Source organism: Micromonospora sp. SL1-18 (assembly GCF_047921505.1).
In the GTDB taxonomy this organism is placed as follows: Bacteria; Actinomycetota; Actinomycetes; order Mycobacteriales; family Micromonosporaceae; genus Micromonospora.
In genome coordinates this window covers 34,432-46,384 of record NZ_JBLROA010000050.1, presented here as the reverse complement: position 1 = coordinate 46,384, position 11,953 = coordinate 34,432, and the positions used below count along the sequence as shown (strand labels likewise).

Here is an 11,953-nt window from a genome sequence, read left to right as displayed (position 1 = left end):
CCGGCAGTTCCGGCCAATCGAGAGCGCGGTAGAAGCGGCGGAGGGCGCTGATGTCGCGGGTGCCGATGGTCACGACGGACAACCGCGAGGGAACTGCTCACGCTGCCGATCATGCCTTCTGCTGCCGCCCCATGGCCGCTGACATCACCAGTTGGCATCAACTCCGGTAGCTATCGGCGGCCGTCCTCGTACAAACCTTCGCCTTGACTTGGACGGGGCGGCCGCGGCATTTTCTGGCGAGATTGGCGTTGCCATGTCGGACCTCAGCATTATTGTCGGTGGATGATCAATGGCGCTCATATGATCATCTACAGTCGCGACCCGGAGGCCGACCGCGCCTTCTTCCAGGACGCGCTCGACTACCACCACGTCGACGCCGGCCATGGCTGGCTCATCTTCAAGCTCCCGCCGGCCGAACTCGCCATGCACCCGACCGAGGGCGAGCCGGCCCACGAGATCTTCCTCCTGTGCGACGACGTCGCGGCGACCATGGCCGACCTGGCCGCGAAGGGCGTCAAATTCACGATCCCGGTCACCGAGGAGCGATGGGGGCTGCGCACCGCGCTGCGGCTGCCCGGCGGCGGCGAACTTGGTCTCTACGAACCGCGCCACCCGGTCGCAATCTGACGCGCCGGCTTGCCGCCTCGTCGAGGGCCGACCCAGGCGACTACCGGTACCGGCAGGTCTGACGTGCCCGTCTGGTGGCCGCGGTCCGGCAGGTGTTCGACGACTCGGGCGGCACCTTCGGCATCGAACTGCGGTAGTGGGGATTGCCCCGTTGAAACGGCCTCGACCAGCGGGTGCGCTCGAAGTCTTCGCGGCATACCGAGCGCTCGAGCATCGTCGGCTGACCGTCGAGGGTGCGTAGCCGTAGGACGTGCACGGCGATGGTTTCGGGGTCGATGTCGAGCGCGGTCGCGGCGACGACTTCCGCCGGTCGGCGTATCAGCTCGATCGATTTTGCCCCCGCGGCGCGACCGGTGCCGCGGGCGAACCGCGAGAAGTACATGAACTCGACGACCGTTTGGCGAAGGGCACGGGACGCCACCCGGGCGACCCGCCCCTGGCTTGTCTCGACGAGACCCTCCGATCGCAGCGTCGCCAGCGCGGATCCGGGAGGGGCGGCGTGTTGACCGCACCCTCCCGGCCCCTCCCGGTGCCAGTGACTCCGCTGAGACGGCCTATCCGCAGGTCACCCGGGCCTCGCCCCAGTCGGCGTGATCGAAGTTTCTGCCGTCTCCACCGTCGGTGACCTTCAAGGTCAGCATGCGCACTCCCGCGACGTTGACGTCGAGTGGGCGCGCGCCGTCGGCACGCCGGACGACTCCGGTGTCGGCGAGTTGCCGGCCGTCGCCGAGGACCTGGAACGCGACCGAGCCGGACTGGGTAACCTCGTCGTCGATGCCGACCTCGGCCTGCAGTTGGCTGCAGGCTCCACCCAGCCACACGGTGAGTTCGCTCGGCGCGTGGGTCCCGATGCCCTTGGCGTACGTCCTGCCGTCGATGGACAGGGTCTGCCCGTCGCCGGTGCCCGTCTCCCCGTTGGATCTGTCGCGCTCGACCGGCCCCCACCCGTTGCTCTCGCTCAGGAACGGCAGGTCGCTAATGTACGCTGTTCCGCTCGGGCTAGGCGGCGGAACGAACACCCGGACCGCCTCCTCGACATGCACCGGGCGCTTCTGCGGGTCGTCGGAGAAGCGGTAGGTGGCGACGACCGGGACATCGACGTAGCCGGAGGCGGCATCCCCCGCGGCGGTGACCGTCCACGCGCCACTGATCGACTCGCTAGCCCGCAAACGCTTCGTCGATACTGACGCGCCGTTCACGCTCCAGCCCGCAGGCGGCGTCACCCGCAGCGTGACGTCGGTTATCGGCCCGCCGGCGGGCAGGGCGAACGTGCCGCGCACGTCGATGGTGCTGCCTGGCCGTGCCTCCGCCTGGGTGGGCGTCACCGCAAGATTCGTCTGCGGCACGCGGCGCACCGGCTGGTCACAGGTCGACATTCCCTTGGCGTACTTGCAGACCACGGAGACGAAGCCTCCGTTGGTGGCTACCGGCACCGCGAGCGTGTTGTCCGAGTTGACAATCCGCGCCTCCCGGACCAGGCCGTGCGGGCCGTCGCGGAGGGTCTCCACGAGCCATTGGCCCTTGCCCAGAAACGTCAGCGGCGTCTCGAACGTCTTTGCCGGCACGGCCGAGATCGCGCCGAGGTACCAGCGCTCACCCGCCCGTCGGGCGAGGAAGACCTCCTGCCCTGGGCGTCCGCCGAGCAGGCGCGTCTCGTCCCAGGTCGTCGGGAGTTGGTTCAGCGTTCGGAGCGCCTCGGGGCGCGATTCGTAGTTCTCGGGCTTGTCCGCGGCGTGCTGCCAACCCGACTCGTACACGAGGAACGTCGCCACCTCGTGCGCGGCAGTGGTGTCGCGGTCGGAGACGACGAAGGCGACCGGGGTGTAGTCCATGCCACCGACGACGTTGCGCGTGAACGGGAACATTGTGTTGGTCGCGGCCCGGGTACGGAACTGCTCCGCGCCGCGGATCCCCTCGACGGTCATGACGTGCGGCCACGTCCGTTGGATGCCGCGGGGGATGGTCGCGCCGTGGAAGTTGATCATGAGTTGCAGGTCGGCGGTCTTGCGGAGAATGTCGTCGTACCACGCAAAGCGCGCCTGGGAATCCGAGTCCATGAAGTCGACCTTCACGCCAGCGACACCCCAGGACTTGATGAGCGGGAGCATCTCGTCTCGTTCCTGCGCGGTGTCCAGGGCCGTCCAGTGGAACCACAGCAGCACGTCGACACCCCGAGCGCGCGCGTAGCGCACCACGTCCGGCACCCAGCTGCGGTTCCAGCCCTCGTCGATCAGGACGTAGGACCATCCGTTGCGGGCGGCGAAGTCGACGTACTGCTTCTGGCGTACGGGGTCCCGAGGGCTGTCGTGCTCCGACAGCCACGACCACGCGACCGTGCCGGGACGGGTCCACGAGGTGTCGGCCACCTTCGACTCCGGCGCCAGGTCGTCGACGAGCGTCGAGGCGGTCACCGTGGCCAGGTCGCCGACGATCGCGGTACGCCAGGGCGTGACCAGCGGGCCAGGTGAGGTGACCTCCCCGTCGGCGAGCTTGATCGTGTAGTTCCCCGATCCCGCCTGGTGGGTGAGGCGGCCACCCGAGTATCGCCCGTCGACGTCCGACTCGGTGAGCAGGACGTAGGTGTCCTCGACGTCGAACAGTGCCGGGAAGCCGAAGTCGCCCGTCGCTGCCGCTGCGGCGGTCGTCTCGATCCGGGTCCCCTCGTAGTTGGGGGTGTACGGCAGCAGCCACGCCGGTGCGCCGCCCGGCAGGGCGTACGACGATGTCTCCCGCTTGACGGTGACGCCGTCCGCGTCGGGAAGGACGTACCGGAAGGCCACGCCGTCGTCCGAGACGCGGACCACGAGGTCCATCCGCGTGCCGGCGGCGCCGGCGAACGAGAGCGTCGACTCCGCCAGCAGGGCGTGCCTGACACGCTGCTTTCCGGTGGTCATGGTGTAGTTCTCCGCCACGATCCGATCGGTGCGGCGGAGGAAGCTGAGGCCTCTGGTCAGGTCGGCGGCCGTGGTCTCGATGCCGACCGCGGAGGGCGCGAGCACGTTCCTGCCCCGGTAGGCGACGGCGAGCGACAACGTGCCGTCGGCGTCGAGCGCGACCGTCGCCGATATCGGCGTTACCGGCGACGAAGGACCGATCGCCCAGGTGGCGGAATCCGAAGCCGTGGCGGGGCTAGCCGCCACTGCCGCCGTAGCGGCGGCGAGTATGGGTACGACGCAGCGAACGAGGAGCCGGTGCCACGAGCTGTGCACACGCATAGATCATCCCTTCTACACGGGTTCGATCAGCGGATGCCGAAGCAGCAGGCACGTGCCAGGGCGAAGACGCGGCAGGTGATTGACGCGAGGCCCGTGTCCGCGCCGCCAGTTGCGGGACCCTCTCAAGCTGACCGCGGTCGCGTTGCCTACGACGGCAAGAGCCGGCCGGGTATGACCGGCGTGGGGAGCCAACCTCCATCCTGTCCGTTCACAAAAATCCAACACCAGTGAACAGGGGTGCCGATTGTGCGAGCGCCCTCACGGCCTTCGTGATGCGGAGCTTAAGGGACGGACTCGCCCCGGATCAACCGCTGCGTGTTTGGTTCGTAACGCTGAAGCGATGTGTCTCGCTGCGATTCCGCAGGGCAAAGGATCATAAATGATCGCAATAGGAACGGCTGGCCCTGAGTCGTTCGATGATGCCGTCAAATGTGCGTCCAGGAGCCTTTGTGGTGGAGGGGTCGGTTGGCTGCATGCGAGCGCGCCGCAAGCGTCCGTGATGGCCTGCGGAAGCTGGGGGTCAATGGGATGGGTTAACGGGCCCTGCCCCGCAACATCCAGTGTTCGTTCATGTCCATACTTGATCGATCCTGTTGCGGTCGTTATTCTCGCCGAACCACCCCCGTCGACGTGATCGCCAACGGCGGCTTCGCCGCCCTGACATGCCGCTGGCACGCGAACATCACCACCTGCGACCGGCCATATCCGCACCCGCGAGTTCCCCAGGAGCAGAGCCATGCGCACACCACCATCAGGCAGGTCGCCGTCCAGGCGACGCACCATCTGCGCGGCGCTGGCCGTGTCCGCGTCACTGCTGCTCGCACCGGCAGGCGTCGTCCCGGCCAGCGCTGCGGACCCCGCAACCACGGGCGCACCCGACGAGAAGACACTCACCGCCGCGAGCTCCTCGCCACAGCTCGCCGAAGCCGTCAACTGGGCCATGTCGCGCGCACGGCAGCATGTGCAGACCGGCAAGCACGGCCCGGTGAACAGGAACGGCAGTAACCCCGGCACCGGCGAGGCCGACTACATCCCGTCGTACTGGGCGGGCTACGCCCACCGCACCGCCTTCTACTCGCGCGACTTCGTCCACCAGGCCGCGGGCGGGCACCTGCTCGGCTTGGAAAAGGAGAACAAGTCGATGCTCACCGCCTTCGCGGCGAGCGCGAACGAGGCGCGCAAGTGGTACCCGCTGTGGGCGTTGAACTTCGACGGCAGCCCCTACAACGTGGACTACCGCAGCGACACGAACTTCGTGCGCGAAGTCCCCGCGGTGTTCGAGCTCGTGCAGGAAGCCGAAGAGCAGTACCGCTGGACCGGCGACGCCGACTACCTCAACGATCCCGTGCTCTGGCAGTACTACACCAAGGCAGTCACCGACTTCGTCGCGCTCCACGACACGCAGCTGCCCAACGGCATCGCCGAGGGCACCGGCCGTGGCATCTTCCAAGGCGCCGCGAGCTACAACGAACGCAGCGACCACGCCGTGATCGAAGCCGGCGACGGAGTGGCCTCCCAGTACCGCGCGTACCTCGCCTACGCGTACCTCGCCAAGGAAAAGGGCGACGCCGCTACGGCGGCCACCTTCGAGCGCAAGGCCGCGGAACTCAAGCAGTACTTCGAGGACGAATGGGGCGTCACCCGGGACGCCTGGGAGTACGTGCGCGGCCGAGGCCCAGCGAACGAACCGTACGCCGGCTTCGGACGCGAGAACTCGGTCTTCTACGCCGCCAAGGAGTTCATCGACGCCCACGACAAGCGCACGTGGGACTACCTCGAATACCTCGACCGCATGTACGTCAAGGACCGGCCCCCGAACATCGAGGCAACGACCTACGTCCCCGACGCGCTGTTCAACTACGGCTTCGACGCGCACGCGTGGACCTGGATGAAGGACATCATCTCCAAACTCCAACTCCCGCACGAGGTCCGCACTCAGGGCACGAACGGCGACTACCCCGAAACGAGCTTCACGCTCGTATCGCAGACCGTCGAGGGACTCGCCGGGGTTCGGCCGAACGCACCCGAGCACGCCGTGTCGGTGCGCTCGCACCTGCCCGCCGAGATCGGATGGCTCGACCTCGACCACATCAAGGTCGGCGCGCACGACATCGGCGTCCGCCACGACGGCACGACAAAGACGGTCGTCAAACACAACGACGGACCGCAACCGCTGACGGTCACCGTGCAGTTCCCGGGCGGCTGGTCGAAGCTCAAGGTCGACGGCACGCCCGTAGAGCCCGAATACGTACACGTGAACGGCCGAGCGCTCTCCCAGGTCACGCTGACCGTTCCCGTCGGCCGGTCCGTCACCGTCACCACCAGCGGCGACGTGAACCCGAACCGACACGGCGACCTCATCCTCACCCACCCGCAGGACTTCGCACTGCTCTCGCCGGCCAACGGCGCGACGCGCGTGCCCGCCAACGGCGCGACCTTCACCTGGGAGCCCGCGGTGAACGCCCGGGAGTACCGCCTGCGCGTCGCCCGGGACGCGGCGATGACCGACGTCGTCGCCGAGACCACAGTCAAGGAGCCGACCGCGACGATCGGTTCACTCGATGCCGGGCAGACCTTCCACTGGGAGGTCACCGCCGTGAACCCCCGCACCGGGCAGAAGCTCGTGGTGCCCACCGGGGAGTGGCACTTCCGCACCATGCCCACAGTGGTGCCGGATGCGCCGTCCCCGGTCGGCGCCTACCGCGTCGGGGACCACGTCGGCGTCACCTGGACAGCATCCGACGGCGCACTGACGTCGACGATCTACCGCGCGCCAGCGGGAAGCGACGACTTCACGGCCATCGCCACCGATCAGACGGGCACCTCCTTCCTGGACCGCGGCGCAGTCGGCGGGCCCTACCGGTACAAGGTGACATCGACGAACGAGGTGGGCGAGGGGCCGGGAACGGTCGCCGAGGAGCAGGCGGCACCCGCCGACGGCCCCGCCGAATACCTCAGCGACCGCAACTGGGTCTCGGCGACCGCCGGATGGAAAACGGTGCAGAAGGACCACGCCGTATCAGGCAACCCGATCCGCATCAACGGCACCGAGTACGCCAAGGGCATCGGCACCCACGCCAACTCCGAGATCGTCTACGACCTCGAACCGGCGGACACCAGGTTCATCGCGACCGTCGGCATCGACGACGTGCAACGCAACTCGCCGAACGCATCGATTATCTTCCAGGTGCTCGCCGACGGCAAGGTCATCTACGACAGCGGGCTCATGCGCGCGCAGCCGTACTCACCGCCGCAGCGCGTCGAACTCGACATCCTCGGTATCAAGCGACTCGTGCTGCGCGTCACCGACGCCGGCAACACCAACAACAGCGATCACGCCGACTGGGCGGACGCCAAGGTCATCCGCCTTCCGGGAAGCTGAAGATTGCCGCGGGCGGGGAGTCACTCCGGTCCTTCCCGCCCGCGGCATCGCCGCGCGTCCAATGGCTTCGCCTGCTGGCGTCTGAGGTCGCGATCCGGCCGGATCAGGTGCGCCTCTTCAGCCCCGCCTGGCATCACGGCCCCCGCGCCGTTCAGCGTCCGAGGTCGATCTCGATCTCCACCTCGACGTCGTCGCGGACCTTGAGCGCGCCGAGAAAAGCCGAGTACGGCTTGATTCCGTACGCCGACTGGGTGACCACGGTGGTGGCGCGGTACCGGTCGGGTGTCACCTCGCGTACTTCGACGTCGACGGGGGCGGCGACCCCGTGCAGAGTGAGCGTTCCGCTGATGGTGGCGGCATCGCCGCCGGTGACGACGCGGGTGGACTCGAAGGTGGCAGTCGGGTGGCGGTCGACGTCCAGCGTCCGCCGGGCGTTGTTCTCGATCTCGCCGCGGTCCTTGTCGGTCAGTGGTCGCGCACCGCCAGTGCCGGTCCGCACGGCCAGCGATCCCAGCTCGACGCGAGCCGTCGCGGTGGCATCCGCCGGCCCGGTTTCGGGAACGTTCACCTGCACCGACCAGTCGGTCACCTCGATGGTCAGGTCGTGGCCGACGGCCGACCCGGCGCCCTTGCGGCCGGTACGCAGCAGCATGCGCCCGCTGTCCGGGCCGAACCGCAACCGGCCGCCCATTCTGATCTCCACCCGCCAAGCGTAGGCGGATTCATCACCACCTGGGCCGCGATCAGCCGTTCCATGCCGATCGGCGTTGCCCGAGGGGCTGCGGCATCGACCCGGACTGGCGGCCCACTGCCCGCCCGCTGTCCGTGGCCGCCGAGTCCGCCGCGATACGGTCAGCGTGGCCAGGGCTCGGACAGCCCGGCCCAGGGGCCCTTCCCGTGTCACACCGACTCCCGGCCCCACGGGTATCCCCGGTTCTTTACGCACTGGCGCTGGGCGACCGCCTGATTGCATGACGGCTTTGAAACATGTTTCAGGCGCCGCCCGGCCGAACGAGCGGCGCGCCGTTAGGGGGCCGGCCACTCCGGACCGGCCGTCATCGATGAAACAAGTTCCAACATCGGCGACCGTTGACTGACGTGGTCCGGTTCTGGTGTGGTCATTCTCGGTTGCAAAGGATTTCACGCCGGCCGGCGAGGACGTGATGCCAGCGGGTCACCGCCAGGCACCCATCACGTTCCCTGTATCGAGGAGTAATTCGCGATGAACGTACAGGCGGTGTCCAAACCCCAAGGAAAGATCCTTGCGCTGTTCGTGGCCCTCATGATGGTCGCCACCACCCTCACGGTATCGGCGTCGCCCGCGGCCGCGGTTTCATCCGAGGACAGCTACAGCGGCTCCGACATGTGGCTGCACTATGTGCCAATCAGCAATCCGGGTCTGCTGCGCCAATACCGGCGTCTTGCCTCGACCGTCATCGTGGAGAACGTCGCCAGGAACAAGTTGTACCGCCACACGGCGGACCTGAGCATGGAACCCGGGTCCACCGAGAAACTGGTGGAGACCAGCCTCGAAGCGGCGCGGGACGAACTGGTCAGGGGCCTCGGCGGGCTGCTGGGCCAGGCCGTACCGGTGCAAACCATTGCGGACGACATCCCCGACGGCGCGGTGGTCGTGGGAACCCCCGACAGTTCACCGGCGGTGGCGCAGCACCTTCCCACCGGCGACCTGGCCTCGGTCGGCGACGAGGGATACGTCATTCGATCCGTGGTGAAGGGACAGAGAAACGTCACCGTCATCGCCGGCAAGACGGAAGTCGGCGCCCTGTACGGGGCCTTCGCCTTCCTGCGACTCATGCAGACACAGAAGCCCATCACGAATTTGAACATCTCACAGTCGCCGAAGGTCAAGAACCGTCATCTGGACAACTGGGAAGGCACGCGGCTCTACGCGGGTAACAGCCCGTCGGGAACGGGCGGGCTGAACGGAGAGAACGGGACGATCTTCAACTTCGCCGCCACCGGCGCCAGCGCCGGGCGTAACCTGCCCGTCATCCTCAACCGTTACATTGTGGTGGCGCGGGCCATGGCGTCCCTCGGGATCAACGGCTTCGAGATCAACCTGGTCAACGCCAATAACGTGTACCTGACGCCGGGCTACATTGCCCAGGAGGCTGCGCTGGCCGACGCCCTTCGGCCCTACGGGATCAAGATCTCCCTGGCCATCAACTACACGGCGCCCACCGACAACCGGTTCGCGCCGGACACGCTGACCAACCAGCAACTGGATCCCTACAGCGCCGAGTTCCGTGGATGGTGGAACCGGAAGGCGACGCAACTGCAGGCGTCGATCCCGGATTTCATGGGCTTCACCGTGAAGGCCAACTCTGAGGGCCAGCCGGGACCGCAGGATTTCGGTTACGACCACGGGGACGGCGCCAACGGGATCGCCGCGGCGGTGGCGCCGCTGGGCATGAAGGTGTACTGGCGCACCTTCGTCTACAACGCCAACGTGGACAACGACAGGCTGAAGCGGGCCTATCTGGAGTTCGGACACATCGACGACGAGCCCCAGGCGGACGGGACGACGGGACGCTTCCTGAACAACGTCTTCCTGCAGACCAAGAACGGCCCGCTGGACTTCCAGGCCAGGGAGCCCTTCCATCCGATGTTCGGCCGCATGGAAAACACCAACCAGGCCATGGAGCTACAGATCACCCAGGAATACACCGGCCAGGACAAGATGCTCGCCTACCTGGCACCCATGTGGGAAGAGGTGCTGAAGACCGACACCTACGCCACGAACAAGGAAGGCAAGCTGCTCAAGAAGCGGCTGGTGGGCGACATCCTGGACGGAACAGCCCAAGGTCACTCGGATACGGCGATCGTGGGTGTGGCCAACCTGGGCAACGCCGACAACCTGACCGGCCACCACTTCGCCCAAGCGAACCTGTTCGCCTTCGGCCGCCTGGCTTGGGATTGGACGCTGAAGTCCGCGGACATCGCGACCGACTGGGCGCGTATGACCTGGGGCAACGACGACAAGGTGGTCGACACCATCGTCAAGATGATGATGGATTCCCGGGAAGCGCTGGTGAGCTATCAGACCCCGCTGGGCATGGCGCATCAGTTCACCTCCAGCAACCACTACGGCCCTGACCCCTCCCAGTGGGTCACGCAGGACGACTGGAGCCCGGTGTACTACAACAAGGCGGACAGTGCCGGCCTCGGCTTCGACCGTTCGGCCACCGGTAGCGATTTCATCGCCCAATATTTCCCCACGCTGGAGCAACGGTACGGGAACATCGACACGACCCCGGAAAACCTGCTGATGTGGTTCCACCATGTGCCCTGGGATCACAAGATGAGCAGCGGCAGGACCTTCTGGGACGAACTCGTTTACCGCTATCAGATGGGCGTCCAGTACGTGACCTGGATGCGGGAGGCCTGGGATTCACTGAAACCCTATATCGGCACCCGCCGTTTCTCCGAGGTGAAGGCCAAGTTGGCGATCCACGAAACCGACGCGGCCAACTGGAGAGACACCAACGTCAACTACTGGAAGGAATTTAGTGGCCGGGACATCCCCGTGGATGGCGGCCCGCTTTCGGCCAAGATCGTGGTGAACGGGAAGGAGATCGGCGGGTTCAACCTGTCCGCCGGGTCCTACACGATCCCGGTGGCCGCCGGGGCGTCGCCAGCGATCACCCAGGTCATAGCGGCCGATCCCGCCGCGAAGTACGAAATCGTCTCCCAGGCGAGGAGCGTTCCCGGACGGGCCGTCGTCAAGGTCACGAAGGAGGACTTCTTCGGGCCCATCGTGAAGACCTACGTGTTCAACATGGTGAACGACACGACGCTGAAGAGCCTGAAGGTCAACGGCAAGGACCTGGCTTCCTTCAAGCCGGACGTCCTCAGTTACAACACCCTGGTTCCGGCGGACTCGGTCGCGAAGGTGGAGGCCGTCGCGAACGATCCCGCCGCCATCGTCGCCATCGACCAGGCGGCCAGCGCCACCGGGCAGGCGAAGGTCACCGTCACCAACGGCGGATCCTCGTCTGTCTACACGGTCGACCTGGGCACCGCCATCACCGGCAGCGATGAATTCGGATCGGCGGAACTGGGCTCCCAGTGGCAATGGCTGCGGCCGGATGACAGCAAATGGCGTCTCGCCGACGGCTCGCTGGTCATCACATCACAGAACGGCGACCTTCAGGGCAACGTGAACACGGCGAAGAACCTGGCGCTGCAGGACGTGAACGGAGACTGGACGGCGGAGTCGAAGGTCGTCTTCTCAAGGCCGCTCGCCAACAACAACGAACAGGGCGGCGTCATCGCCTACGCCAACGACGACAACTATGTGAAGCTGGCCTGGGAGATGGCGAGCGCTACCGCGCCCATCAACAAGCTCCGCGTCGTGCTCCTCCGCGAGCAGAACGGCACGGCGACCACCGTGCAGGTCACCGGATCCGACGCGCAGCGCATCGTGGGCGCGGACGGCGCGATCTGGTTCAGGCTCGCGAAGACGGGAAACACCTACAAGGCCTACTACTCAAACGACGGGAACGTATATAGGTACATGGGATCCGCGACGCTGAACGTGGAACCGGCGAAGGCGGGGCTGGTGGCCCTCAACCGGGGCGGCACCTCCACCGATCTTGACGTCGCCTTTGACTACTTCCGCATAGGCAGCAAGGGTGATCCGGTCTCATAGCTGCCGCCGGCTGTCGCGCACCCGCCCGCCACGGGAGCTGGTGCGGCGCCAGGGCCG

6 protein-coding genes are annotated in these 11,953 nt (G+C 66.8%); 3 read left to right on the top strand and 3 right to left on the bottom strand.

The window, feature by feature from the left end:
* Nucleotides 1–300: 300 nt before the first annotated feature.
* On the top strand, nucleotides 301–627 hold the full coding sequence (locus ACNAW0_RS21920; RefSeq protein WP_416289826.1) for a VOC family protein: 327 nt from the start codon (nucleotides 301–303) through the stop codon (nucleotides 625–627).
* 40 nt (nucleotides 628–667) lie between these two features.
* Here the strand turns inward: ACNAW0_RS21920 and ACNAW0_RS21915 are convergent, their stop codons facing one another.
* Complete coding sequence (locus ACNAW0_RS21915; RefSeq protein WP_416289825.1) at nucleotides 668–1,048, bottom strand: UTRA domain-containing protein; 381 nt, start codon at nucleotides 1,046–1,048, stop codon at nucleotides 668–670.
* Nucleotides 1,049–1,181: 133 nt separating this feature from the next.
* Complete coding sequence (locus ACNAW0_RS21910) at nucleotides 1,182–3,842, bottom strand: glycoside hydrolase family 97 catalytic domain-containing protein (RefSeq protein WP_416289824.1); 2,661 nt, start codon at nucleotides 3,840–3,842, stop codon at nucleotides 1,182–1,184.
* Nucleotides 3,843–4,578: 736 nt separating this feature from the next.
* Here ACNAW0_RS21910 and ACNAW0_RS21905 point away from each other — a divergent pair.
* The gene (locus ACNAW0_RS21905; protein ID WP_416289823.1) at nucleotides 4,579–7,224 is read left to right on the top strand and encodes an NPCBM/NEW2 domain-containing protein; all 2,646 of its coding nucleotides are present in this window, start codon (nucleotides 4,579–4,581) and stop codon (nucleotides 7,222–7,224) included.
* A 151-nt stretch (nucleotides 7,225–7,375) separates the two neighbouring features.
* On the opposite strand, the gene ACNAW0_RS21900 is transcribed toward ACNAW0_RS21905, so the two are convergent.
* Nucleotides 7,376–7,927: a YceI family protein gene (locus ACNAW0_RS21900; RefSeq protein ID WP_416289822.1), complete on the bottom strand. Its 552-nt coding sequence runs from the start codon at nucleotides 7,925–7,927 to the stop codon at nucleotides 7,376–7,378.
* A 519-nt stretch (nucleotides 7,928–8,446) separates the two neighbouring features.
* Between ACNAW0_RS21900 and ACNAW0_RS21895 the strand changes: the two genes are divergently transcribed.
* Complete coding sequence (locus tag ACNAW0_RS21895) at nucleotides 8,447–11,896, top strand: alpha-glucuronidase family glycosyl hydrolase (protein ID WP_416289821.1); 3,450 nt, start codon at nucleotides 8,447–8,449, stop codon at nucleotides 11,894–11,896.
* The last annotated feature ends 57 nt before the right edge of the window (nucleotides 11,897–11,953 follow it).

Bases quoted from the DNA above. Each gene is read 5' to 3' on its own strand.
- ACNAW0_RS21920 (WP_416289826.1), top strand. From the start codon at position 301: ATGATCATCTACAGTCGCGACCCGGAGGCCGACCGCGCCTTCTTCCAG.
- ACNAW0_RS21910 (WP_416289824.1), bottom strand. From the start codon at position 3,842: ATGCGTGTGCACAGCTCGTGGCACCGGCTCCTCGTTCGCTGCGTCGTA.
- ACNAW0_RS21905 (WP_416289823.1), top strand. From the start codon at position 4,579: ATGCGCACACCACCATCAGGCAGGTCGCCGTCCAGGCGACGCACCATC.
- ACNAW0_RS21895 (WP_416289821.1), top strand. From the start codon at position 8,447: ATGAACGTACAGGCGGTGTCCAAACCCCAAGGAAAGATCCTTGCGCTG.